The 23,524-nt window shown below is 61.1% G+C and carries 22 protein-coding genes (1 of these 22 only partly in view); 7 read left to right on the plus strand and 15 right to left on the minus strand.

Annotation, left to right across the window (positions count from 1 at the left end; genetic code table 11):
* Positions 1-50 precede the first annotated feature (50 nt).
* The gene (locus tag AB4O45_RS16655) at positions 51-1,247 is read left to right on the plus strand and encodes a multidrug effflux MFS transporter (protein WP_150741600.1); all 1,197 of its coding nucleotides are present in this window, start codon (positions 51-53) and stop codon (positions 1,245-1,247) included.
* A gap of 17 nt (positions 1,248-1,264) precedes the next feature.
* Here the strand turns inward: AB4O45_RS16655 and AB4O45_RS16660 are convergent, their stop codons facing one another.
* From AB4O45_RS16660 to AB4O45_RS16670, 3 genes are all read right to left on the minus strand, one after another.
* Positions 1,265-1,438, minus strand: coding sequence for a hypothetical protein (locus AB4O45_RS16660; protein ID WP_016771823.1), 174 nt, complete (start codon positions 1,436-1,438; stop codon positions 1,265-1,267).
* Positions 1,439-1,590: 152 nt separating this feature from the next.
* Positions 1,591-2,604 carry a zinc-binding alcohol dehydrogenase family protein gene (locus AB4O45_RS16665; RefSeq protein ID WP_460160318.1) on the minus strand — a complete coding sequence of 338 codons (1,014 nt, stop codon included), beginning with the start codon at positions 2,602-2,604 and terminating at the stop codon, positions 1,591-1,593.
* 32 nt (positions 2,605-2,636) lie between these two features.
* Positions 2,637-2,930 carry a putative quinol monooxygenase gene (locus tag AB4O45_RS16670; RefSeq protein ID WP_460160319.1) on the minus strand — a complete coding sequence of 98 codons (294 nt, stop codon included), beginning with the start codon at positions 2,928-2,930 and terminating at the stop codon, positions 2,637-2,639.
* Positions 2,931-3,049: 119 nt separating this feature from the next.
* Between AB4O45_RS16670 and AB4O45_RS16675 the strand changes: the two genes are divergently transcribed.
* From AB4O45_RS16675 to AB4O45_RS16685, 3 genes are all read left to right on the plus strand, one after another.
* Positions 3,050-3,979 (plus strand): LysR family transcriptional regulator, encoded by a 930-nt coding sequence (locus tag AB4O45_RS16675; protein WP_016771820.1) that lies wholly within the window; start codon positions 3,050-3,052, stop codon positions 3,977-3,979.
* Between the two features lie 317 nt (positions 3,980-4,296).
* Complete coding sequence (locus AB4O45_RS16680; RefSeq protein ID WP_041479646.1) at positions 4,297-5,031, plus strand: ArsR/SmtB family transcription factor; 735 nt, start codon at positions 4,297-4,299, stop codon at positions 5,029-5,031.
* Positions 5,032-5,158: 127 nt separating this feature from the next.
* Entirely contained in the window at positions 5,159-6,526 is a 1,368-nt protein-coding gene (locus AB4O45_RS16685) for an MFS transporter (protein WP_256811731.1), read from the plus strand.
* Positions 6,527-6,647: 121 nt separating this feature from the next.
* On the opposite strand, the gene AB4O45_RS16690 is transcribed toward AB4O45_RS16685, so the two are convergent.
* The 3 genes from AB4O45_RS16690 to AB4O45_RS16700 form a co-directional block, all read right to left on the minus strand.
* Positions 6,648-7,601 carry an adenosine deaminase gene (locus tag AB4O45_RS16690; protein ID WP_024011466.1) on the minus strand — a complete coding sequence of 318 codons (954 nt, stop codon included), beginning with the start codon at positions 7,599-7,601 and terminating at the stop codon, positions 6,648-6,650.
* 80 nt (positions 7,602-7,681) lie between these two features.
* Positions 7,682-8,647, minus strand: a complete 966-nt coding sequence (locus AB4O45_RS16695; RefSeq protein ID WP_460160320.1) for a 2-oxoglutarate and iron-dependent oxygenase domain-containing protein — start codon at positions 8,645-8,647, stop codon at positions 7,682-7,684.
* Between the two features lie 145 nt (positions 8,648-8,792).
* Positions 8,793-9,866, minus strand: a complete 1,074-nt coding sequence (locus AB4O45_RS16700) for a BMP family ABC transporter substrate-binding protein (RefSeq protein WP_016771815.1) — start codon at positions 9,864-9,866, stop codon at positions 8,793-8,795.
* 286 nt (positions 9,867-10,152) lie between these two features.
* On the opposite strand from AB4O45_RS16700, the gene AB4O45_RS16705 reads away from it, so the two are divergent.
* Positions 10,153-11,244, plus strand: a complete 1,092-nt coding sequence (locus AB4O45_RS16705) for a calcium:cation antiporter (protein ID WP_460160321.1) — start codon at positions 10,153-10,155, stop codon at positions 11,242-11,244.
* Positions 11,245-11,368: 124 nt separating this feature from the next.
* On the opposite strand, the gene AB4O45_RS16710 is transcribed toward AB4O45_RS16705, so the two are convergent.
* The 9 genes from AB4O45_RS16710 to AB4O45_RS16750 all read right to left on the minus strand — a co-directional run bounded on the left by AB4O45_RS16710 (position 11,369) and on the right by AB4O45_RS16750 (position 21,902).
* Positions 11,369-12,727 (minus strand): 8-oxoguanine deaminase, encoded by a 1,359-nt coding sequence (locus tag AB4O45_RS16710; protein ID WP_460160322.1) that lies wholly within the window; start codon positions 12,725-12,727, stop codon positions 11,369-11,371.
* Between the two features lie 257 nt (positions 12,728-12,984).
* Positions 12,985-13,671 carry an SDR family oxidoreductase gene (locus AB4O45_RS16715; protein ID WP_039764086.1) on the minus strand — a complete coding sequence of 229 codons (687 nt, stop codon included), beginning with the start codon at positions 13,669-13,671 and terminating at the stop codon, positions 12,985-12,987.
* Between the two features lie 276 nt (positions 13,672-13,947).
* Entirely contained in the window at positions 13,948-14,874 is a 927-nt protein-coding gene (locus AB4O45_RS16720) for an ABC transporter permease (RefSeq protein WP_460160323.1), read from the minus strand.
* The gene (locus AB4O45_RS16725) at positions 14,874-15,980 is read right to left on the minus strand and encodes an ABC transporter permease (RefSeq protein WP_056787784.1); all 1,107 of its coding nucleotides are present in this window, start codon (positions 15,978-15,980) and stop codon (positions 14,874-14,876) included. Before AB4O45_RS16725 ends, AB4O45_RS16720 begins: the two co-directional genes overlap by 1 nt.
* Positions 15,981-15,992: 12 nt before the next feature.
* Positions 15,993-17,540 carry an ABC transporter ATP-binding protein gene (locus AB4O45_RS16730; RefSeq protein ID WP_460160324.1) on the minus strand — a complete coding sequence of 516 codons (1,548 nt, stop codon included), beginning with the start codon at positions 17,538-17,540 and terminating at the stop codon, positions 15,993-15,995.
* Positions 17,541-18,149: 609 nt separating this feature from the next.
* The gene (locus tag AB4O45_RS16735) at positions 18,150-18,731 is read right to left on the minus strand and encodes an IMPACT family protein (protein ID WP_125917571.1); all 582 of its coding nucleotides are present in this window, start codon (positions 18,729-18,731) and stop codon (positions 18,150-18,152) included.
* Between the two features lie 7 nt (positions 18,732-18,738).
* A complete protein-coding gene (locus tag AB4O45_RS16740; protein ID WP_016771809.1) occupies positions 18,739-19,389 on the minus strand; it encodes a TetR/AcrR family transcriptional regulator in 651 nt (216 codons plus the stop codon).
* An 88-nt stretch (positions 19,390-19,477) separates the two neighbouring features.
* Positions 19,478-20,866, minus strand: coding sequence for a uracil-xanthine permease family protein (locus AB4O45_RS16745; RefSeq protein WP_041479656.1), 1,389 nt, complete (start codon positions 20,864-20,866; stop codon positions 19,478-19,480).
* Positions 20,867-20,981: 115 nt separating this feature from the next.
* Complete coding sequence (locus AB4O45_RS16750; protein ID WP_460160325.1) at positions 20,982-21,902, minus strand: LysR family transcriptional regulator; 921 nt, start codon at positions 21,900-21,902, stop codon at positions 20,982-20,984.
* Between the two features lie 137 nt (positions 21,903-22,039).
* On the opposite strand from AB4O45_RS16750, the gene aptA reads away from it, so the two are divergent.
* Entirely contained in the window at positions 22,040-23,389 is a 1,350-nt protein-coding gene (aptA, locus tag AB4O45_RS16755) for an omega-aminotransferase AptA (RefSeq protein WP_150638104.1), read from the plus strand.
* 76 nt (positions 23,390-23,465) lie between these two features.
* A protein-coding gene (locus AB4O45_RS16760) for a CoA-acylating methylmalonate-semialdehyde dehydrogenase (protein ID WP_041479657.1) crosses the window boundary here: on the plus strand, positions 23,466-23,524 show its start. The gene runs 1,435 nt beyond the window's last position; only the first 59 of its 1,494 coding nucleotides appear in the window; it begins with the start codon at positions 23,466-23,468; the stop codon falls past the right edge of the window.

Here is a 23,524-nt window from a genome sequence, read left to right on the forward strand (position 1 = left end):
TCCGGGCGCGGCTAGACTGTCGGGCTGCGACTTGCCCACCTGGATGCCTGATGAATTTCCGCACGATTTTGATACTCGGCGCCTTGAGCGCCTTCGGTCCTTTGGCGATCGACTTCTATTTGCCTGCCTTCCCGGCCATGGCGCTGGCGTTCGGCACCGATGAGCAGCATGTCCAGCTGACGCTGGCGGCGTACTTCCTCGGTCTGTCGCTGGGCCAACTGGCTTACGGACCGATTTCCGATCGTTTCGGCCGGCGCATTCCGCTGCTCAGCGGTGTCGCCCTGTTTACTCTGGCGTCATTGGCCTGCGCCTACGCGCCGAGCCTGGAATGGCTGATCGGCGCGCGTTTCGTCCAGGCACTCGGTGGCTGTGCGGGGATGGTGATTTCCCGCGCGGTGGTTGCCGACAAGTGCGACGCGGTGGGCTCGGCGAAGGTGTTTTCCCAATTGATGCTGGTGATGGGCCTGGCGCCGATTCTGGCGCCGATGCTCGGTGGGCTGCTGGTCAATACCACGGGTTGGCAGTCGATCTTTCTGGTGCTCACCGGGTTCAGTGCGGCGGCGGGTCTGGCGGTGGCGTTGGGGCTGCCGGAAAGCATGCCGGCCCACGTGCCGCGCCAGCCGTTGTCCGGTGCGTTGCGCCAGTACGCGCGACTGGTCAAGGATTCGGTCTACCTCGGCCACGCCCTGACCGGCGGCATCGCGATCGCCGGCATGTTCGCCTACATCGCTGGCTCACCGTTTGTGTTCATCAAGCTCTACGGTGTACCCGCCGAGCATTTTGGCTGGCTGTTCGGCACCAACGCGGCGGGGTTCATTCTGGTGGCGCAGGTCAATGCGCGTCTGCTGGCCAAGCGTGGCCCGGCGTTCTTGCTGGTGCGCGCGGTGTGGGTGTATTTCCTCGCCGGGCTGACGCTGTTGGCGGTCAGCGCGATGCGTCCAGAGGCGTTGTGGCCGTTGCTGATTCCGCTGTTCATCTGCATTGCCAGCCTCGGCTGCATCATTCCCAACGCCTCAGCTTGCGCAATGAACGGTCAGGGCGCCCGTGCCGGCAGTGCATCGGCAATGCTCGGTTGCCTGCAATTCAGCATCGCCGCCGGTGCCGCCGCGTTGGTGGGGGTGTTGCACGATGGCAGCGCCGTGCCGATGGCGATGGTCATCAGCCTGTGCGGTTTGCTGGTGGTGAGCGTCGCGCTGCTCACCCGGCGTTTGCAGAATGCCCGGGCGTTGGCGCAAGCCCAGGTCTGAACGCTCGACTTTGGAGCTCAGCCGGCGGCGCGCTGCTGGCTGGGTTCGGGGATTCGGTGGGGCGCGCAGAGTCGCGCTTCGAGGGTGCGAGTGAAGGCCAGAGCCTCGGCTTCACTGCGAAAGGTTACGACGTGCTGGTCCAGGCGCACCTGCCATTGAGACTTTGCCACTTCTTTTATCAGGATCTTCATTGCTGACCTCCCTTGCGTAAAAGATGTATCGCAGAGGCTTCGATTGTAGACCTCGATACCCGCGTAATTGTGACAAGGGTCAAGCAACCGACTGACGGCAAAAAGCCCCGCAACCGCTCTGGCATCACGAGCGGTTGCGAGGCTTTATTTTTTTAGAAACCTTCTAAAACAATTTTCCCCTTGGCCTTGCCGCTTTCCAGCAGCTCATGGGCACGTCGCAGGTTGGCTGCGTTGATCACACCGAAGTGCTCGCCCAAAGTCGTCTTCAAAGTGCCGGCGTCGATCAGTTCGGCGACGCGGTTGAGCAGCTTGTGCTGTTCGATCATGTCCGGCGTTTCGAACAGCGAGCGGGTGTACATGAACTCCCAGTGCAGCGACAGGCTCTTGCGCTTGAGCAGACTGATGTCGAGTGACTTCGGATCGTCGATCAGCGCCAGCTTGCCTTGCGGCGCGAGGGCTTCGACCAGTTGCGCCAGATGCTGATCGGTCTGGGTCAGGCTGGCGACGTGGGTCACGCTGGCGATGCCGGCGCGCTTCAATTCTTCGCTCAGTGGCTGGCTGTGATCGATGACCAGATCGGCACCGAGTTCGCTGACCCAGTCACGGGTCTGTGGGCGCGAAGCGGTGCCGATCACTTTCAGGCCGGTCAACTGCTTGGCCAATTGGGTAAGGATCGAGCCCACTCCGCCCGCCGCGCCAACGATCAGCAGGCTCTGGCCTTCATCGCTGCTGCCCTCGCTGATTTGCAGGCGCTCGAAGAGCAATTCCCACGCAGTGATGGCGGTCAGCGGTAGCGCGGCGGCTTCGGCAAAACCGAGGGACTTGGGCATGTGACCGACGATGCGCTCATCGACCACGTGCAACTCGCTGTTGCCACCGGCCCGGGCGATCGAACCGGCGTAGAACACCTTGTCACCGGCCTTGAACAGGGTGACGTCGCTGCCCACGGCTTTCACCACACCGGCAACGTCCCAGCCCAGCACTTTCGCCGCGCCGTTTTCCGGCGCCATGTTCTGCCGCACTTTGGTGTCGACCGGGTTGACCGAAATGGCTTTGACCTCCACCAAGAGGTCGCGCGGGCCTGCGCCCGGTTCTGGCAGTTCAATGTCCTGCAGGGACTTGGTGTCGCTGATCGGCAGGGACGCGTAATAGGCAATGGCTTTCATAAGTGGCTCCGTACAGTTGATAGAAGAAGGATTCAGGCAATCTTGCCGAGGCGTTTGAGCTGGAAGTGTTCGATGGTGTGGCCGGCGCTGGCCTGAAACTTCTGAAAATGCGCGCTGGCGTTGTGCGCCTCAAGAATCTCGTCACTGGCCCACTGTTCGATGACATAAAAAACCTGCGGATCGGCAAGGTCGCGGTGCAGGTCGTACTGGCCACAACCGGGCTCGGCGCGGCTCGGTTCGACGAGGGCGCGCAGCGCCTGTTCGAGAACGTCCAGCTGACCGGGTTTGGCGGTCAGGGTGGCGATAGCGGTAAAGGGCTGGGACATGCGCGGACTCCAGAATCGGGATGAATTCGATGGAGGCCATCATTGGCTATTTCTCTGCGCGATAAAACCGGCTAAAAGAGCAGTCTCTTTCAATATTTTTTTGATAATCGAGGCTGCGCATGCTGCGTTTTGATGACCTGCAGTTGTTTGTCCGCGCGGCGGATCTGGGCAGCCTGTCGGCGGCGGCACGGGTGATGGACATGTCCGCGGCGGTGGCCAGCGCGGCGTTGAAGCGCATCGAGCAGCAACTCGGTGCGCGGCTGCTGGCGCGTTCGACCCGCAGCCTGCGCCTCACCGCCGAGGGCGAAGGCTTCCTTGAGTATGCCCGCGCCGCCCTGAGCAATCTCGACGAAGGGCGTCGCCTGCTCGCCAGCGGTCAGGATCAGGTCAGCGGGATTTTGCAGCTTTCGGCGCCCTCGGACTTCGGTCGCAATCTGCTGCTGCCGTGGCTCGACGCGTTCCAGCGTGAACACCCGAAACTGACGGTGCGCCTGCTGCTTGGCGACCGCATCGCCGACCTGTTCCGGCAACCGGTGGACATCGCCCTGCGCTACGGCGAGCCGGAAGATTCCAGCCTGATCGCCTTGCCCATCGCCCCACACAATCGCCGGGTGTTGTGCGCATCCCCCGACTATCTGGCCCGGCATGGCGAGCCGCGCCAGCTCGAGCAACTGGCCCAGCACAACTGCCTTTTGTACATGCTCGGCAGCCGCGTCCACGACCACTGGAGTTTTCACGATGGCAAGCGCGAAGTCGGCCTGACCGTCAGCGGCGATCGCTTCAGCGATGACGCCGACGTCGTGCGGCTGTGGGCGCTGGCCGGTGCCGGTATCGCTTACAAGTCCTGGCTCGACGTCGGCGCCGATGTGCTCGCCGGACGCCTCAAAGTGCTGATGCCGGAACTGCTGTGTGAGCGCGCACCGCTGAATCTGTTGTGCGCCCATCGCGCACAATTGAGTAAGCCGGTGAACCTTCTGAGAGAGATGCTCGCCAGCCGATGCGCCGAATTGAGTAGCCAATTTCCCGGTTTCCTCAAAGTTGATCATTAGTCGCAGGCAATTAGAGAAATTTCTGTCAGGAACAATCGCCACCTGCCCAGGCCCAGGCGCAGGACGTCTGGCTTAACCCGCTTATACTAGCGCCCGCCTCATGCCTGCACTGACACCCGGCGCGCAGACCCCGTAACGCGTTGCCGGCTTTTGGTGACGGTTGCTACTTCTGCTGCCAGGTTGTGTGCCGGAGCAGCTGGTGTCGGTGGCATCCCTTGCCACCGATCCCGGGCGATTTTCGCGTGTTGGCCGATGCCCCATAACCGGCCAGGATGTCTCCGAGCGGTAGACGATACGATTCAACAGGGAGTGAACATATGGAACATGCACCGTGCATCAGCCAGATCGCGACATTGCTGGCCGACCCCAAGCGCAGCGCGATGATGTGGGCGTTGATGGATGGCTCGGCGCGGCAAGCCGAAGAGCTGGCGCTGCTGGCCGGGCTCTCGCCGTCGTCGGCCAGTGCGCATCTGGGACGCCTGTCCGCAGGGGGGCTGTTGAACATCGAAATGCGTGGGCGCAAACGCTTCTTTCGCCTGGCGGCACCGGAAATCGGCGCGGCGATCGAAGCACTGGCCAGCGCCACCATTGCCAGCGCGCCACGGCAAATCCCTGATGCGCTGAAACGCACGACTCCCATGGTCAGGCCGCAGGCGGCGCCGTCTTCGCTGTTGCGCGCGCGGTTCTGCGACGATCATCTGGGCGGCACCCTGGCGGCCGACCTGTATCAGCGCCTGCTCGACGCCGGCTGGATCGAACAGCTTGAGCAGCGGGTGGTGGTGACGCACAAGGGCTCCACCCGACTGGCGCAGCGCGGAGTGTTCATCCAGGCCCTGGCCCACCGCAACGTGCAGGTCGCCTGCGCCTGCCCGGACTGGAGCGAGCGCCGTCCGCACATGGGCGGCTCACTGGGCGCGGCGCTGTTGCAGTTGTTCATGCAGTCCGGCTGGCTGACCTTGCCCAACGATTCCCGCGCCTTGCAGTTGACCGCCACCGGCCAGCGCGAAATCCATCGCTTTGCCAAGGAAACCGAGCTGGAAACAGCGTTCTAGAGCGTTGCTCGGCGATGAGCTGAAGGCTGACGTCGTCCACGGCTGTGAACAGGTCGCATCCAGTACGACCTCTGTATGACCATCGCGCACACTCGATCCGGGGATTTTCCGGATGGGGGAGCACAACATGAATACACAACGCTTCAGTGCGGCTGAACGCCTGGAACGGCTGCCGCTCAGCGGCTATCACCGCGTCATTTTCATCATCATCGCCTTGGCGTTTTTCTTCGATTCCATGGATCTGGCGATGATGACTTTCCTGCTCGGCTCGATCAAAGCCGAGTTCGGCCTGAGCAGTGCGCAAGCGGGGTTGCTGGCCAGTTCGAGCTTTTTCGGCATGGTGCTCGGCGCGTCGCTGTCGGGAATGCTCGCCGACCGCTTCGGGCGCAAACCGGTGTTTCAGTGGAGCATCGTGCTGTGGGGCGTGGCCAGTTACCTGTGTTCGACGGCGCAAACGGTGGAGACGCTGACGCTGTTTCGCATCCTGCTCGGAATTGGCATGGGCATGGAGTTTCCCATCGCACAGTCGATGCTCTCGGAGCTGATTCCAGCACAACGGCGCGGGCGCTACATCGCCCTGATGGACGGCTTCTGGCCGCTGGGGTTTGTCGCAGCGGGCGTGCTCTCGTACTTCCTGCTGCCGCTGATTGGCTGGCGCGATATCTTCCTGGTACTGGCGGTGCCGGCGGTGTTCGTTCTGGCGATCCGCTTTTTCATCCCTGAGTCGCCGCGCTGGCTGGAACAGGCCGGGCGCGACGTCGACGCGGACAAGGTGTTGAACGGCATCGAAGCGCGAGTGCGTGCTTCGCTGGGCGGTGCAGACTTGCCGGAGCCGGTTCGTTTGCCACGCACGGTGACGCCACCGGGTAATTTCTTCTCGGCACTCAAGCAGATCTGGTCGCCGCAATATCGCCAGCGTACAACGATGATCTGGAGTCTGTGGTTCTTCGCATTGCTGGGTTTTTACGGGCTGACTTCCTGGCTCAGTGCATTGCTGCAGCAGTCGGGTTTCGCCGTGACGCAGTCGGTGTACTACACGGTGCTGATCTCGCTCGGCGGGATTCCCGGCTTCCTCATGGCGGCGTGGCTGGTCGAGCGTTGGGGGCGCAAACCGGTGTGCATCGTCACCCTGCTGGGCGGCGGGGTGATGGCGTTTCTGTATGGGCAGAGTGCGGTGTTCGGCGGCAACGTGGCGTTGCTGATCGGCACCGGGCTGTTGATGCAGTTTTTCCTGTTCGGCATGTGGGCGGTGCTCTACACCTACACGCCAGAGCTGTACCCGACGTCCGCACGGGCAACCGGCTCGGGATTCGCCTCGGCCATCGGCCGCGTCGGCTCTCTGCTCGGGCCATTGGTGACCGGGCTGGTGTTCCCGATTACCGGGCAGGGCGGGGTGTTCGCGCTCGGCGCGGCGTGCTTCGCGATTGCGGCGGGCGTGGTGTGGCTGTTCGGGATGGAGACGCGGGGCAAGACCCTGGAAGAGCTTACCGAGTGAACATCGATATGAATGTGGGAGCGAGCCTGCTCGCGAAAGCGGTGTGTCATTCAACGTAAATGTTGACTGACTCTCCCTCTTCGCGAGCAGGCTCGCTCCCACATTGGTTTTGCGGTGTTGCTTACGGTTTTACCAACCGCGCATCCAGGCTGTTCTGCGCCAGGCGCTTGGCCTGATCCTGGGTCATGCCCAGATGCTCGTGCAGCGCATGGAAGTTCTCGGTCACGTACCCACCGAAATACGCCGGGTCATCGGAGTTGACCGTGACCTTCACGCCGCGCTCGAGCATGTCGAGGATGTTGTGCTGTGACATGTGATCGAACACGCAGAGCTTGGTGTTCGACAGTGGGCACACGGTCAGCGGGATCTGCTCGTCGATGATCCGCTGCATCAGGCGCTCGTCTTCGATGGCGCGCACGCCATGGTCGATGCGCTGGATTTTCAGCAGGTCGATGGCTTCCCAGATGTATTCCGGCGGGCCTTCTTCACCGGCGTGGGCGACGGTGAGGAAGCCTTCGTCGCGGGCGCGATCGAAGACGCGTTTGAACTTGCTCGGCGGGTGGCCCATCTCGGAACTGTCGAGCCCGACCGCGACAAACGCATCACGGAACGGCAGCGCCTGATCGAGGGTTTTCTGCGCTTCGTCTTCGCTGAGGTGGCGCAGGAAGCTGAGGATCAAACCGCTGCTGATGCCCAGTTGCGTCTCGCCATCCTTGAGCGCGGCGGCGATGCCGTTGAGCACCACTTCGAACGGGATGCCCCGGTCGGTGTGGGTCTGTGGATCGAAGAACGGTTCGGTGTGGATCACGTTCTGTGCTTTGCAGCGCAGCAGGTAGGCCCAGGTCAGGTCATAGAAGTCCTGCGAGGTGCGCAGCACATCGGCGCCCTGGTAATACAGGTCGAGAAATTCCTGCAGATTGTTGAAGGCGTAGGCCTTGCGCAGGGTTTCGACGTCGCTCCACGGCAGGGCGATCTTGTTGCGTTCGGCCAGGGCGAACAGCAGTTCAGGCTCCAGCGAACCTTCCAGATGCAGGTGCAGTTCGGCTTTGGGCAGGGCGTTGAGCCAGTCGTACATAGTCTTTTCTCATCAGGTGCAATGCCGGCATTCTACAGAGGCTGGCCGCAACAATTGGCAAAACCTGACCAGGTGATCGATCAAACCGCCTCTTGCTCGCGACGATAGGCGTAGGTATCGGCGAAACGCGACAGCAGGAATTGCGCGCAGGTGGTGGTCGGATATTTCGCCGGATGCTGCGTGTCCTGGCAACCGGGCAGGCATTCGATGCGCGTGTCCGGGTGCGGTTCGGCGAAGAACGGCATCGAATAGCGATCCACGCCCAGCGGGCTGATCACCCGGTGCGGCGTCGAGCGATAACGGTCGTTGCTCCAGCGCGCCATCATGTCGCCGAGGTTGACCACGAACGTGCCGTCAATCGGTGGCGCGTCGATCCATTCACCTTTGACGTTCTTCACCTGCAAACCGCCGGCGCTGTCCTGATAGAGCAGGGTGATGCAGCCGTAATCGGTATGGGCGCCGGCACCTTGTTGCTCGGCGGAGCTGGCGGTGTGACGCGGTGGGTAATGGATCATGCGCAACACGCTGACCGGTTCGACAAAACGCGTATCGAAGAAGTCGCGCTCGATGCCCAGCGCAACGGTCATCGCTCGAAGCAGGGTTTGCGCCAGCGCCTGCATGTCGAGGTAATGCTGCTCCATCAGCGTTTCCCAGCCGGGTTGCGCCGGGTGCCGATTGGGGCCGCGCAAGGGTTTTTCCGCGAGCACCTCGGGATGTTCGTCCGGCAGATGCAGGCCCATGTCGAAAGTTTCTTTGAGATCGCTGGGTTTGTCCGGGTCCAGTTGCTCTGTGGCAATCGCACCGTAGCCGCGATGATGGCGGGTCTGGGTGATGTCGATCTTGAGTTTTTCTGCGGCGGGCAAGGCGAAGAAGCGCTGGGCGTGACCGAGCAGATCGTCGATGCGTTGCGCCGAGATCGGATGGCCCTTGATATAGAAAAAGCCCCACTCGCGGCAGGCTTGGTCGATCTGCTCGGCCACGGCGGGCCAGGCATTTTCATCGGTGCTGTAGAGCGGGCTGATATCAATGATCGGAAGCTGATCCATACACAATCCTTGAATACGCTGTGTTTCCAATGTGGGAGCGAGCCTGCTCGCGAAGAGGGAGTGTCAGACAACATTTTTGTTTAATGACACACCGCTTTCGCGAGCAGGCTCGCTCCCACAGGGTTTTGTGTGGTGAATCGGGGGACTACTTCGGCATCTCGGCCTTCATGCCCTCAACGTAATAATTCATCGAAGCCAGTTCCGCATTGGTCGCGCTCACGCCCGCCGGGATTTTTTCTACACCGGCCTGATCCTTGATCGGCCCGGTAAACGGCTGCAATGCGCCGCTCTTGATGTCGGCGATCAACTGCTCGGCTTCGGCTTTCACCGGCGCCGGCACCAGGTCGCTGATCGGCAGTTCCACCGTGCCTTCCTTCAACCCGCCCCAGTAATCCTGGGATTTCCAGGTGTGATCGATCACGCTCTGCGTCGCCTGAATGTAGTGCGGCGCCCAGTCGTTGACGATAGAGGTCAGCACCGCTTTCGGGCCGAAGTGGGCCATGTCCGAGGCGTAGCCCACGGCATACACGCCGCGCCGTTCGGCAGCCTGGATCGGCGCCGGGCTGTCGGTGTGCTGGAACACCACATCAACACCCTGATCGATCAGCGCGTTGGCGGCGTCGGCTTCCTTACCCGGATCGAACCAGGAGTTGACCCACACCACTTTGATTTCGGTGCCAGGGTTGTACTTGTTCAGGGCCAACTGGATGGCGTTGATGTCGCGGATCACTTCCGGAATCGGGAACGAGGCGACGTAGCCGATCTTCTTGGTCTTGGTCATCTTCGCCGCGAGGAAACCGCCGACGTAACGGCCCTCGTAAGTGCGTGCCAGGTAAGTGCCGAGGTTCTTGTCCTGCTTGTAGCCTGTGGCGTGTTCGAACGTCACCTTGGGAAATTGCTTGGCGACTTTCACTGTCGGGTTCATGTAGCCGAAAGACGTGGTGAAGATCAGGTCATATTTGTCCTTGGCCATGTTGCGGATCACCCGCTCGGCGTCGGCGCCCTCGGCGACGTTTTCCACGTAGTTGGTGGTGATCTGCGTGCCGAGTTTTTCCGCCAGGGCCTTGCGCCCCTGTTCGTGCTGATACGTCCAGCCGTGGTCACCGATCGGGCCGATGTAGACGAAACCGACCTTCAGCGGATCGGCAGCGCTGGCGCTCAGGCTGATTCCCAGACCGATGGCGGCGTACAGCAGTTTGTGCAGCGGACGTATTGGCATGAACCCGAACTCCATTTTGTTGTGTGTGCTCAGGGCCAATGCAAATTGCTGACCAACAGGACAACAAACTCATTTGAAAACGCGGTGCGGCCTTCGCGAGCAGGCTCGCTCCCACAGGGACGCATTTCAATGTGGGAGCGAGCCTGCTCGCGAAGAGGCCGGCAAGGCCAATAAAAGTGCATGCCTGAATCCAGCTGCCATCGCGTGGTGCGTAAAGATGTAACGAAACGTTAGCGGCGCGCGGCAGTCAGTAGCTTCATCAGCTCTTTTCGGCAAAAGGCCCGTCATGCTCTCGACCCTCAAACAAGAAAGCTTCCTGCTGCTGGCAGTCCTTGCCGCGTGCGTTGCTTATCCACTGGAACACTGGCTGCTGCACAACGGCCAGATCGTCGCGCTGGTCGGCGGTCTGCTGCTGATCGCCTTTATTGTCGCCGCCTCGATGCGCGTCGCTCATCACGCTGAACTGCTGGCGGAAAAAGTCGGTGATCCCTACGGCACGATGATCCTCACGCTCTCGGCGGTGCTGGTCGAAGTGGTGATCCTGGCGATCATGATGAGCAACGAGGCCTCGGCGACGCTGGTGCGCGACACGATCTATTCAGCGGTCATGCTCGACATCAACGGCATCCTCGGCCTCGCCGCTTTGATGGGCGGGATCAAACACGGCGAGCAGTCCTACAACGACGATTCGGCGCGCAGCTACAGCGTGATGATCCTTACCGCGATGGGCGTGTCGATGGTGGTGCCGGAATTCATTCCCGAGGCCAACTGGAAGATGTATTCGGCGTTCACCATTGGCGCAATGATGGTGCTCTACGCGCTGTTCCTGCGCATGCAGGTCGGCCCGCACAGTTACTTTTTCAGCTACAGCTACCCGGACAAACGTCGCAAGAAAGAGCCGGTCGAGCAGGAGCCGAAGCCGGTCAGCCTGGCGCTGTCGATCGGCATTCTGGTGTCGGGGGTGGTGATCATCGGCGCACTGGCCGAGGTGATGTCCAAGACCCTCGATCTGGGCCTGGAAGGCACGGGCGCGCCGCCGGTGATCACGGCGATTCTGGTGGCAGCGATTTCCGCCGCGCCGGAGATTCTGACTGCACTGCGTGCGGCACTGGCCAATCGCATGCAGTCGGTGGTCAACATTGCGATGGGGGCGTCACTGTCGACGGTGATTCTGACCGTACCGGTGATGGAAGCGATGGCGCTGTACACCGGCCAGCCGTTTCAAATGGCGATGACCCCGGTGCAAACGGTGATGATCTTCATCACCCTGATCGTCAGCGCAATCAACCTCAATGACGGCGAGACCAACGCCATTGAGGGCATGACGCACTTTGTGCTGTTTGCGACCTTTATCATGCTGTCGCTACTGGGCCTTTAGGGCTGGCTGATACCCATGTGGGAGCGAGCCTGCTCGCGAAAGCGGTGTGTCATCCAACAAACATGTTGTCTGACACTCCCTCTTCGCGAGCAGGCTCGCTCCCACAGTTTTGAACGGCGGTGACTCAGGTGCCGGCAATCAACTGCCGAGCCGCCTGGCTGTGATCGGCAATCAAACCTTTCAGATCCAACCCTTCGACCTGCCCATCAACCACACGCCACTTGCCCCCGATTATCACCCGATCTGCCCGATCGGCGCCGCACAGCAGCAACGCCGAAATCGGATCATGGCTACCGGAGAAGCGCAGTTCATCGAGCTTGAACAACGCGAGATCCGCCTGTTTGCCCACGGCGATTTCGCCGATGTCAGTGCGACCGAGCAGGCTCGCCGAACCTTTGGTCGCCCAGCCCAGCACGCGCTCCGGGGTGATCTTTTCGGCGCCGTAGCGCAGGCGCTGGATGTACAGCGCCTGACGCGCTTCGAGGATCATGTTCGAGGCATCGTTGGACGCCGAGCCGTCGACGCCTAGACCGAACAGCGCGCCAGCGTCGGTCAGCTCGATGCTCGGGCAGATGCCGGACGCCAGGCGCATGTTCGAGCTTGGGCAGTGGCAGATGCCTGTGCCGGCCTGGCCGAGGCGGGCGATTTCGTCGGGGTTGAAATGGATGCCGTGGGCCAGCCAGGTTCGCGGGCCGAGCCAGCCGACGCTGTCCAGATAATCGACTGTGCGCAGACCGAAACGCTGCAGGCAGAAGTCTTCTTCATCGAGGGTTTCAGCGAGGTGGGTGTGCAGACGCACATCGAGTTTGTTCGCCAGATCAGCGCTGGCCGACATGATTTCCGGGGTCACCGAAAATGGCGAACATGGCGCCAGAGCGATCTGGATCTGCGCGCCGTCGCCACGCTCGTGATACTCGTGAATCAGCCGCTGACTGTCGTCGAGAATCACCTGACCTTCCTGCACCGTTTGTTGCGGAGGCAGACCGCCGTCCTTCTCGCCAAGGCTCATCGAGCCGCGCGTGAGCATGGCGCGCATGCCCAGTTCGCGCACCGTTTCGACCTGCACGTCGATGGCGTTTTCCAGACCGTCCGGGAACAGATAGTGATGGTCGGCTGCCGTGGTGCAACCTGAGAGCAGCAATTCGGCCAGCGCCACCTTGGTGGCGAGGGCGAGTTTTTCCGGGGTCAGCCGCGCCCATACCGGGTACAGGGTTTTCAGCCACGGGAACAGCGGCTGATTGACCACCGGCGCCCAGGCGCGGGTCAGGGTTTGATAGAAGTGATGGTGAGTGTTGATCAGGCCCGGCAGGATCACATGCTCGCGGGCATCGAACACTTCATTGCATGGCGCCGACGGCTGCTGACCGGCAGCGAGGACTTCGACGATCACACCGTCTTGCACGACTAGACCGCCACGGGCATCAAGCTCGTTGGAGGTGAAAATGGCGAGGGGATTTTTTAACCAGGTACGGGTCGCAGGCATTGTGGCCGGCTCCTCTGAAAGTTGGGTTCAGGGTTGCCAGCTCAGTGTTGCCCTGTCTGCTGATCCAGGGTCGCCGCGAAGGACGAGGCGCGCAGTTTCAAACAAATCGCCGCGCCGGGCAAGCGCCACCCGACCATTCACCATCATCCCCCTGTGGGAGCGAGCCTGCTCGCGAAGGCGTCATGCCAGTCGATACAGATTTACCTGACAGCTCGTATTCGCGAGCAGGCTCGCTCCCACATCGGGATTTTCAGTGCTTACCAGGCAATCGTTTCACCCTTGTAATTGACGAAGTGATGCCCGCCCTTGCCGGTGAACGCATTGACCTGGTCAATCAGCCCACGGGTGCTGGTCTCGACGTCGAGATCGGCGCCTTCGCCGCCCATGTCGGTCTTCACCCAGCCCGGGTGCAGCGAAAGTACGGTGAGTTTCTGCTCGCCCAGTTGCGTGACAAAACTGTTGGTCATCGAATTCAGCGCCGCCTTGCTCGCCTTGTACAGCGCCAGCTCCGGCGCATCGGGCATGGTCACGCTGCCGAGTACCGAACTCATGAACGCCAGCACGCCGCTGCCGTCGCGAATCTGCCCGACGAAGCGCTGGGCCAGATTGATCGGCGCCACCGCGTTGGTGAAAAACAGTTGCCCGACCTCGGCCAGGGTCGCGCCGCCCGGCGTCTGCACGTCCGGGCCTTTGACCCCGGCGTTGACGAACAACAGATCGAAGGTTTCGCCCTTGAGCTTCTGGCTCAGAGCGATCACCGCTTGCTGATCGTCCATGTCGAGCTTCTCGATGCGCACGTCACCCAGCGCTTGCAGCGCCTCGGCCTTCTGCGGATTGCGCACCGTCGCGGTCACTTGCCAGCCATCGCCCAGCAGGGTCTTCACCAGACCGAGGCCCAAGCCCCGGGAGGCGCCGATGATCAGTGCGTTTTTTGCCTGAGACATGATGGGTTTCCTTGAAAGTCAGCATTCAGGTTTCAATGGACACGCCTGACCGAGCCACAGTTGCAGCGCTTGGCGAAAACAGGCTTTGATCCCGGAGCATACTCCAGGCGTCTTGAGTTTCTCGAGGGTGTTTGATCAGAAATAGTTGCGGGGCGTGGTTCAAGTGTTGCCTGTGCGGACGCTTTCGCGAGCGGGCTCGCTCCCACATATGCCCGCGTTCACTCAGATCCCCTGTGGGAGCGAGCCTGCTCGCGAAGACGCCCGCTCTGACATCAACTAATGTCCCGATTGCCACGGCTGCCCCAACGAAACCGGCGCATACAACCGAGTGCGCACGGCATCGCGGGACAGCAACACCAGCACCAAAATCGTCGCCACATACGGCAGCATCGCCAGCAGGCTCGAAGGTATCGCCAGTCCCAATCCCTGTGCCACCAAGTGCAGGATGCTGGCGAGGCCAAACAGATACGCCCCGAGCAACAACCGCCACACCCGCCAACTGGCAAACACCACCAGTGCCAGGGCAATCCAGCCGCGCCCAGCGGTCATGTTTTCCGCCCACATCGGCGTGTACGCCAGCGACAGATAGGCCCCGGCCAGCCCGGCCATTGCTCCGCCGAACAACACCGCCAAGGTACGCACGGTCAGCACTGGCAAGCCCATCGCGCTGGCCGCATCCGGGTTTTCACCGACCGCTTGAATGATCAGGCCGACACGACTTTTGATGATCACCCACGCCACCAGCGCAAACAGCGCGAACGATAGATACACCAGCAGATCCTGGGCAAACAGCATCCGCCCGATCAGCGGGATCTCACTCAGATACGGAATCGCCAGAGGCTCGAAACCCGCCAGCGGCTTACCCACCCATGCCGCGCCGACAAACGTCGAAAGTCCGACACCAAAGATCGTCAGCGCCAACCCGGTGGCCACCTGATTAGCGTTGAACACCAGCGCGACCAGGGCAAACAGTGACGACAACAACATCCCGGCCAACATCGCCAACAGCACACCCAGCCACAGGTTGCCGCTGTTCAGCGCGACGATAAAACCGATCACCGCACCGAACAGCATCATGCCTTCCTGGCCGAGGTTGAGGACGCCGCTTTTCTCGCAGAGCAACTCACCCAATGCCACCAGCAACAGCGGCGTGCCGCAGCGGACCATGGCATAGAAAATATTGCTCAACAGATCGATATCCATCACAGCGCTCCGGCGGTTACGGCAGGGGTCGAGGCGCGCCGGCTCCAGCGCAGTTTCAGGCGTGGCCGATAGAGAATCAGCACGTCACAGGCGAGCAGGAAAAACAGCATCATGCCCTGGAACAATTGGGTGATCGCTTGCGGCAGATTGAGCGACATCTGCGCGCTCTCGCCGCCGATGTACAGCAGCGCCATGAGCAGACTGGAGAACAGAATGCCGAGCGGATTCAACCGTCCCAGAAACGCCACGGTGATCGCCGCGTAGCCATAGCCCGGCGACACCTGCGGCACCAGTTGGCCGATTGGCCCGGTCACTTCGCAGACCCCGGCGAGCCCGGCCAGAGCACCGCTGATCAACAGCGCCAGCCAGATCAGGCGCTTCTCGCGAAAGCCGACAAAACCTGCCGCACGTTTGTCCAGCCCGAGCACTTTGATCTGGAAGCCGATGAAGCTTTTCTGCAACAGCACCCACACCGCAACCAGCGCGAGCAGGGCGAAATACACGCCGGCATGCACGCGGCCGTCCTCCAGCAGCAGCGGCAAACGACTGGCGTCGCCGAACATCGCCGACTCCGGGAAATTGAAGCCCGCTGGATCCTTCAACGGCCCGTGCACGCAGAACAGCAGCAGGTTCAGCGCGATGTAATTGAGCATGATGCTGGTAAGGATTTCATTGGCATTGAAGCGCGTGCGCAGCCATGCGGTGAGCCCGGCCCATGCGGCGCCCGCCAGCGTGCCGGTCAGCAGAATCAGCACCAGCGCCCAGCGACTTTGCATGTCGATAACGTTCACTGCCAGAGCACTGCCGGCCAATGCGCCAAGTAGAAGTTGGCCTTCGGCGCCGATGTTCCAGATCCGCGCCTGATAGGCCACCGCCAGGCCGAGTGCGCAGAGCAGAATCGGCAGCGCCTTGACCAGCAATTCGGACACTCCATACAAATCGCTGACGGGCGCGATCAGCAGTGTGTGCAAGGTTTGCAATGGGTCGTGGCCCAGTGCGATGAACAACAGCGAGCCGCAGCCGAGGGTCAGCGCCGCCGCCAATAACGGCGAGCACCACAGCATCAGGCGCGATTGCTGGCCACGGGGTTCGAGGGAAAGCAGCATGTTGAAACTCCGTTAAACCGAAGCGGCGCGAGGTGAGTGATCGAACTGGCCGGCCATCCACGCGCCGACATCGCTCAGTTGTGTAAGGCCGGTGTCTTGCAGTGCCGACAGACGCCCGCCGCATAGCGCGCCGAGGCGATCGCTGATCTGGAACAGCTCATCGAGGTCTTCGGAAATCACCAGAATCGCCGCGCCGGCATCGCGCAGGGCAATCAAGGCGCGATGGATGGTGGCGGCGGCACCGACGTCGACGCCCCAGGTCGGGTGCGCGGCGATCAGCAGTTTCGGTTGCTGAAGAATTTCCCGGCCGAGGATGAATTTCTGCAGGTTGCCGCCGGACAGGCTGCGCGCAGCGGTTTGCGTGTCCGGGGTCTTCACGCCGAAACGCTGGATGATCTGCTGCGCGAGGGTTTCGACTTTGCCGCGTTGGATCAACCCGTGGCTCACCAGTCCTTGCTGGAAAGCACTGAGCAGGGCGTTATCGGCCAGACTCAACTCCGGCACCGCGCCGTGGCCGAGGCGTTCGGCCGGCACGAAGGCCAGACCGAGTTTGCGCCGCGCGTCCGGGCGCAGGTCAGCGACGTTTCGCTCGGCGAAGCGCAGGGTCGCCGCTTGCGCACGAGGCAAGGGCTGCTCGCCGCTGAGCAGGGCGAGCAGCTCATCCTGACCATTGCCCGCGACCCCGGCGATGCCGACGATTTCACCGCTGCGCACTTGCAGGTCGATGTCTGTCAGCGAGCAGCCGAACGGATCCGGGTTGTGCCAGCTCAAACCCTGCACCTGCAGAAACGCCGCGCCACCGCTGACTTTCGGATACTCGCCAATCAATGCCGCCGCTTCGCCGACCATCAGTTGTGCCAGTTGCTGATCCGTACATTGCGCCGGCAGGCAATGCCCGGCTACCCGACCGCCGCGCAGCACCGTGGCGCTGTGGCACAAGGCCCGCACTTCACCGAGCTTGTGGCTGATAAACAGAATGCTGCAGCCCTCGTCGGCAAGGCGCCGCAGGGTGATGAACAATTCGTCCGCCTCTTGCGGCGTCAGCACCGAGGTCGGCTCGTCGAGAATCAACAGGCGGATGTCCTGCATCAGGCAACGGATGATTTCCACCCGCTGCCGCTCGCCGATCGACAGGCTGTGGACAAGTCGCTCCGGCTCCAGCGCCATGCCGTAACGCCGCGATACTTCGCGAATTTTCGGTTCCAGTTGCTTCGGCGTGCCGGCCGCCGCGCCCATCGCCAAGGCAATGTTCTGCGCCACGCTGAGGGTTTCGAACAGGGAGAAATGCTGGAACACCATGCCAATGCCCAACTGCCGCGCCTGTGCCGGGTTGCGCATCTGCACGCGCTGCCCCTGCCAGAGCATTTCACCGCTGTCGCACTGGGTGACCCCGTAAATGATCTTCATCAACGTACTTTTGCCCGCGCCGTTTTCACCGAGCAGGGCATGGATTTCACCCGGCGCGATGCTCAGGTCGATGGCGTCGTTGGCCAGACAACCGGGGTAGCGTTTGCTGATCTGGCGCAGTTGCAGGCGCGGCGGGGAAGGGGCGATGGACATGACAGGCTCGACTGACTTGGAGTTGTGCCTGTGGATAAAGCAATTTCCTGGCCATTGAGTCAGGAACGCTTGCGGAGCCGGTCCGCAAGTGCCGACAGCAGCGCATCAGCGGGCGTTTTGTCTTTCTATCGAGCACCAATTCAGCGCAAAGCCATTGAACAGGCTCCAGTTTTGCTCGTGCTACGTTGGTTAAAAAACGAGCAATCACTTGGGGCCTAGGCAGATCCAGCGACAGCGACGGTCATGAACGGCTTATCCACAGGTTGTTCCACAGTAATTGTGCGCAAGCGCCGAGGTCGGGCATAAGCACTGCGATGCTTTCTTCTAATGGTGATAAACGATGTTAACTATCTGTTTTTACGCTGATTTTTCGTTTCGTCGGATCAATTGAACGAAAAGTGAACAAATCGCGCAAAGCCGCATGACAGAAGGGTTACAGCGGTGTGTGCTCAGGTTATCCACAGTCGGGTGCACAGCCGATGTGGGCAAGTCGGCAGAAAATGGAATGCATGTAATGCCCCAAAAAGATCGCAGCGTTCCGCAGCTCCTACAATTGGAATGCGATCCCCCTGTAGGAGCTGCCGAAGGCTGCGATCTTTTGATCTTGGATTAGCGCTGCAACAAAATCCGCCCCCGGCTCAGATCCGCCAACTGACTTTGCAGCACTTCGATCTGCGCTTCTCCTACCGCCAATTTCAACTCAACCCCATTGGCCGTGAAGTTTTCCTCCACCACCAATCCACCGAGATCCGCCACGCGCAACTTCACCAGCGCCAACTCGGCAAATCCGCAGGCGCAACTCAGCGGCACGCGGCTGATCAGCTCGATTTTTTCCGCCGCTTGCAGGCACTTGTTGGCGCCACCGCCGTAGGCCCGGGCCAGGCCGCCGGTGCCCAGTTGAATGCCGCCGTACCAGCGGATCACCAGCACCGCGACCTGATCGCAGTCCTGCGCTTCGATCGCCGCGAGAATAGGGCGCCCTGCGGTGCCGCCAGGTTCGCCGTCGTCAGTGCTGCGGTATTGCGCGCCGAGTTTCCACGCCCAGCAATTGTGCGTGGCATTCAAATCGCTGTGCTGCTCGAAAAACGCCTGTGCATCGGCAGGGCTGCTGATCGGCGTCGCCAGAGTGATGAAGCGGCTTTTGCGAATCTCTTCGCGGTATTCGCAAAAACCGCTGAGGGTGAAAGGCATAAACGTCTTATAGAGAAGGAGTGAGGCCGCAGCCTTTGAGAATGATGCGGATCAGGTTGTTGCCGGCGTCTTCCATGTCTTGCTTGGTCAACTTGCTGCGCCCGGTGACGCGGCAGATCTGCGTGGCGAAGTCGGCATAATGCTGAGTGCTGCCCCACAGCAGGAAAATCAGGTGCACCGGGTCGACCGGGTCCATTTTGCCCGCATCGATCCACGCCTGAAACACCGCCGCGCGCCCGGTGAACCAGGTGCGGTAATCCTGATTGAAATATTCGCTCAGGCATTCGCCGCCGCTGATCACTTCCATGGCGAAGATTCGCGAAGCCTGTGGCTGGCGCCGCGAGAATTCCATCTTCGCGCGGATGTAGCGGGTCAGCGCTTCGGCCGGATCATCCTCGGCAGTGAGGGTGTTGAAGGTGCTGTCCCACAACTCGATGATGTTGCTCAGCACTGCCACATACAAACCGAGCTTGTTGGTGAAGTAGTAATGCAGGTTGGCCTTGGGCAGCCCGGCATTCTGCGCGATGGTGTTCATGCTGGTGCCTTTGAACCCGTGACGGGCGAACTCGTCTTCGGCGGCTTTGAGAATGGTCTCTTCGTTCTTCTGACGAATGCGGCTGGCGGGTTTGCCGCCGTGGGCTGGGACTTCAAAGGTCATAGGCACTTCCGGGATTGTCTGTGGGTGCAACCAGTTGCGTTGATAGCGCACCCACAGGCATCCGACAAGTCCTAGCGCGGAAAAACAGTTACGCCTGTTCGATCTTGTTCAATGACGCGGGGCTTTTTGTCTCAGCAGTTTTGCCTTCCGGCAACAATAGACACAGGACGATTGCCGTCAGCCCGCCGCTGGTGATCGCCGAGTCGAACAGGTTCTGCACCAGTTTCGGCAACAGGTGCAGCAGGTTCGGTTGCGCGGCGATGCCAAGGCCGACGCCGAACGAAGTGGCGATGATCAACATGCTGCGCCGGTCCAGCGGTGACTGCGCGAGAATGCGTACGCCCGCCGCCGCCACTGCGCCGAACATCACCAGCGTTGCGCCGCCCAGCACCGGTTTCGGAATCTGTTGCAGCACCGCACCGATCATCGGGAACAGGCCGAGGCAGAACAGGATCGCGCCGATGTACAGACCGACGTAGCGGCTGGCAACGCCGGTCAATTGGATCACGCCGTTGTTCTGCGCGAACGTTGTGTTGGGGAAAGCGCTGAAGGTCGCCGCGATCATGCAGCTCACGCCGTCACCGAGCACGCCACCGCGCAAGCGGCTTATATAAGAAGGGCCGCTGATCGGTTGGCGGGCGAGCATGCAGTTGGCGGTGAGGTCGCCGACGGTTTCGATGGTGCTGATCAGGTAAATCAGAGCGACCGGCAGGAAAGCGGTCCAGTCGAAGTTGAATCCGAACTTGAACGGCGTAGGAAAACTCACCAGCGGCAAGTCAGGCAACGGCTGTGGCACTAATTTTCCGCTGAACCACGCAGCGAGACTGCCGAGCACCAGTCCGATGATGATCGCCGACAGTCGTACCCAAGGCGTGTTCGAACGGTTGAGCAGAATGATCGTCAGCAGCACGAACACGCCCAAGGCCAGATTGCCCGGCGCGCCGAAGTCCGGGGCATTGAAGCCGCCACCCAGATCGGTGATGCCGACCTTGATCAGGCTGATGCCGATCAGCGTGATGACAATGCCGGTCACCAGCGGTGTGACCACTCGGCGCAACTGACCGATGAAACGGCTGAGCACGATCTGCACGATTGCGCCGAAAAAGCACACGCCGAAAATCATCGCCAGGATATCTTCCGGGCTGCCGCCGCGCTGCTTGACCAGAAACCCGGCCGACAGCACCGCACCGAGAAACGCGAAGCTGGTACCTTGCAGACAGATCATCCCCGCGCCAATGCCGAACGGTCGCCGCGCCTGGATAAAAGTGCCAACGCCCGAGACCATCAGTGCCATGCTGATCAGGTACGGTAGATGCGCGGTCAGCCCGAGCGCGGAACCGATCACCAGTGGCGGGGTGATGATGCCGACGAAACTCGCGAGCACGTGTTGCAGCGCGGCGAGAATGGCGGCGAGTGGTTTGGGGCGGTCGTTGAGGCCGTAGATCAGTTCACTGGACGAATCGGAATCTGGCTGCATGGCTTTGGCTTCTTGAAGGAGAGTTATCCCTTCTGTGCAAAAACCTGTCCACTTGCTCAGGTTATTCCTGGATTCTGTCGATGAGGCCCTGCCGGGCTGGGCTCTGCGCGCTTATCTATCGCGTCGCGGCCAGACTCTCCAGGAAACTTTCCAGCACCAAATGAGGGCGCCGCCCCTTACGCGTGACCGATGCCAGACTCAAATCGTAATAACGCGTGCCGGCCTTGAGCGCACGCAAACGCCCCTGCTGCACCCAAAGGCTGGCGTAGTGATCCGGCAGATAACCGATGTAGCGCCCGGTCAGAATCAGAAATGCCATGCCCTCGCGGTCCGAAGCACTGGCAGTGCAATTGAGCGCCTGATAGTGCGCCTGAATCTCCGCCGGCAAACGAAAGGTCGGCGCAATCGCGTCCTGACTGTCGAGGCGTTGATCATCGAGTTGCTTGTCGTCGACGTAAAACAGCGGATGACCCACCGCGCAATACAGCAGCGAACGCTCGCTGTATAACGGCTGATATACCAGTCCCGACAAGGCGCTGGCCTGCGGCACCACGCCAACGTGCAGGCGCCCGTCGAGCACACCTTGTTCAACTTCGTTCGGCGCAATCATGCGGATCTGGATCTGCACGTCCGGCCCGCGCTCCTTCAACTGCGCGAGGGCATGGGTGATGCGCATGTGCGGCAGGGTGACGAGGTTGTCGGTGAGGCCGATGATCAGCTCGCCGCGCAGGTGTTGGTGCAGTCCGTTGACCTCAGTGCGAAAACTCTCCAGTGCACTCAACAGCTGTAGTGCCGACTGATACACCTCACGACCTTCCTCGGTCAGGGAAAATCCGGCCCGGCCACGCTGACACAGGCGCAAGCCGAGGCGCTGTTCCAGATCGCTCATCTGCTGGCTGATCGCCGAACGGCCGATGCCGAGCACTGTTTCCGCTGCGGAGAAGCCGCCACATTCCACGACACTGCGAAAAATCCGCAGCAGACGGATATCAAAGTCACTGACCTGAGCCAGTGGATCGGCGCGGCGGCTGCTCATTTTTTGTTCTCTTTGTTTAGCGATGATCTAACTGAAGGTTAGAAGAGTTGGATTTCACCGACTTTATCGCCGTGGCAATTTAGCTGCAACAACGCTTTCCATCTCCCTGACGCTTATGCCCTGCGAGGTTTTGCCCGATGAACATGCCTGAAAACGCGCCGTCGCCACTGGCCAGTCAACTGAAGCTGGACGCGCACTGGATGCCGTACACCGCCAACCGCAACTTTCAACGCGACCCGCGTCTGATCGTCGGCGCTGAAGGCAGCTGGCTGTTCGACGACAAGGGCCGCAAGATCTACGACTCGCTGTCCGGTCTGTGGACCTGCGGCGCCGGGCACACCCGCAAAGAAATTCAGGAAGCCGTTGCGAAACAGCTGGGCACTCTCGATTACTCACCGGGTTTCCAGTACGGCCATCCGTTGTCGTTCCAACTGGCAGAGAAAATCACTGAACTGACCCCGGGCAATCTGAACCACGTGTTCTTCACCGACTCTGGTTCCGAGTGCGCCGATACTGCGGTGAAAATGGTCCGTGCCTACTGGCGCCTGAAAGGCCAGGCGACCAAGACCAAGATGATCGGCCGCGCCCGTGGCTACCACGGCGTGAATATCGCTGGCACCAGCCTCGGCGGCGTCAACGGCAACCGCAAGATGTTCGGTCAGGCGATGATGGATGTCGATCACCTGCCGCACACACTGCTGGCGAGCAATGCGTTTTCCCGCGGCATGCCGGAGCAGGGCGGTGTTGCTTTGGCCGATGAGCTGCTCAAGTTGATCGAACTGCACGACGCTTCCAATATCGCTGCGGTGTTCGTTGAACCGATGGCCGGGTCCGCCGGCGTACTGGTTCCGCCACAGGGTTACCTCAAGCGTCTGCGCGAAATCTGCGATCAGCACAACATCCTGCTGGTGTTCGATGAAGTGATCACCGGTTTCGGCCGCACCGGTTCGATGTTCGGCGCCGAGAGCTTCGGCGTAACCCCGGACCTGATGTGTATCGCCAAGCAAGTCACCAACGGCGCGATCCCGATGGGCGCGGTGATTGCCAGCTCCGAGATCTACCAGACTTTCATGAACCAGCCGACGCCGGAATACGCCGTGGAATTCCCTCACGGCTACACCTATTCGGCACACCCGGTGGCCTGTGCCGCTGGCCTTGCCGCACTCGACCTGCTGCAAAAGGAAAACCTGGTGCAGAGCGTCGCCGAAGTCGCGCCGCATTTCGAAAACGCGCTGCACGGCCTGAAAGGCTCGAAGAACGTCATCGACATCCGCAACTACGGCCTGGCCGGCGCGATCCAGATTGCCGGGCGCGACGGTGATGCCATCGTGCGTCCTTTCGAAGCGGGCATGGCCTTGTGGAAAGCCGGGTTCTACGTACGCTTCGGCGGCGACACCCTGCAGTTCGGCCCAACCTTCAACAGCAAGCCGCAAGACCTTGATCGTCTGTTCGACGCGGTCGGCGAAGTGCTGAACAAGCTCGACTGATTTTTCCTTCTATATAGCTATGCAATTAGCAGGTGTCTGTAGCGGGCGTCTGCGCACAAGAATTCAGGAGTGTTCGATGAGCGTTATCCCGCATTTGATCAATGGCGAACTGGTGACCGAGAACGGTCGCGCGGT

This window comes from Pseudomonas sp. S2_B10 (assembly GCF_054668425.1).

Coding starts and splice junctions, on each gene's coding strand:
- AB4O45_RS16655 (WP_150741600.1), top strand. CDS start 51: ATGAATTTCCGCACGATTTTGATACTCGGCGCCTTGAGCGCCTTCGGT.
- AB4O45_RS16725 (WP_056787784.1), bottom strand. CDS start 15,980: ATGCTGCTTTCCCTCGAACCCCGTGGCCAGCAATCGCGCCTGATGCTG.
- AB4O45_RS16675 (WP_016771820.1), top strand. CDS start 3,050: ATGCTGCGTTTTGATGACCTGCAGTTGTTTGTCCGCGCGGCGGATCTG.
- AB4O45_RS16660 (WP_016771823.1), bottom strand. CDS start 1,438: ATGAAGATCCTGATAAAAGAAGTGGCAAAGTCTCAATGGCAGGTGCGC.
- AB4O45_RS16690 (WP_024011466.1), bottom strand. CDS start 7,601: ATGTACGACTGGCTCAACGCCCTGCCCAAAGCCGAACTGCACCTGCAT.
- AB4O45_RS16705 (WP_460160321.1), top strand. CDS start 10,153: ATGCTCTCGACCCTCAAACAAGAAAGCTTCCTGCTGCTGGCAGTCCTT.
- AB4O45_RS16720 (WP_460160323.1), bottom strand. CDS start 14,874: ATGGATATCGATCTGTTGAGCAATATTTTCTATGCCATGGTCCGCTGC.
- AB4O45_RS16740 (WP_016771809.1), bottom strand. CDS start 19,389: ATGACCTTTGAAGTCCCAGCCCACGGCGGCAAACCCGCCAGCCGCATT.
- AB4O45_RS16685 (WP_256811731.1), top strand. CDS start 5,159: ATGAATACACAACGCTTCAGTGCGGCTGAACGCCTGGAACGGCTGCCG.
- AB4O45_RS16670 (WP_460160319.1), bottom strand. CDS start 2,930: ATGTCCCAGCCCTTTACCGCTATCGCCACCCTGACCGCCAAACCCGGT.
- aptA (WP_150638104.1), top strand. CDS start 22,040: ATGAACATGCCTGAAAACGCGCCGTCGCCACTGGCCAGTCAACTGAAG.
- AB4O45_RS16715 (WP_039764086.1), bottom strand. CDS start 13,671: ATGTCTCAGGCAAAAAACGCACTGATCATCGGCGCCTCCCGGGGCTTG.
- AB4O45_RS16745 (WP_041479656.1), bottom strand. CDS start 20,866: ATGCAGCCAGATTCCGATTCGTCCAGTGAACTGATCTACGGCCTCAAC.
- AB4O45_RS16695 (WP_460160320.1), bottom strand. CDS start 8,647: ATGGATCAGCTTCCGATCATTGATATCAGCCCGCTCTACAGCACCGAT.
- AB4O45_RS16750 (WP_460160325.1), bottom strand. CDS start 21,902: ATGAGCAGCCGCCGCGCCGATCCACTGGCTCAGGTCAGTGACTTTGAT.
- AB4O45_RS16710 (WP_460160322.1), bottom strand. CDS start 12,727: ATGCCTGCGACCCGTACCTGGTTAAAAAATCCCCTCGCCATTTTCACC.
- AB4O45_RS16730 (WP_460160324.1), bottom strand. CDS start 17,540: ATGTCCATCGCCCCTTCCCCGCCGCGCCTGCAACTGCGCCAGATCAGC.
- AB4O45_RS16735 (WP_125917571.1), bottom strand. CDS start 18,731: ATGCCTTTCACCCTCAGCGGTTTTTGCGAATACCGCGAAGAGATTCGC.
- AB4O45_RS16665 (WP_460160318.1), bottom strand. CDS start 2,604: ATGAAAGCCATTGCCTATTACGCGTCCCTGCCGATCAGCGACACCAAG.
- AB4O45_RS16700 (WP_016771815.1), bottom strand. CDS start 9,866: ATGCCAATACGTCCGCTGCACAAACTGCTGTACGCCGCCATCGGTCTG.
- AB4O45_RS16680 (WP_041479646.1), top strand. CDS start 4,297: ATGGAACATGCACCGTGCATCAGCCAGATCGCGACATTGCTGGCCGAC.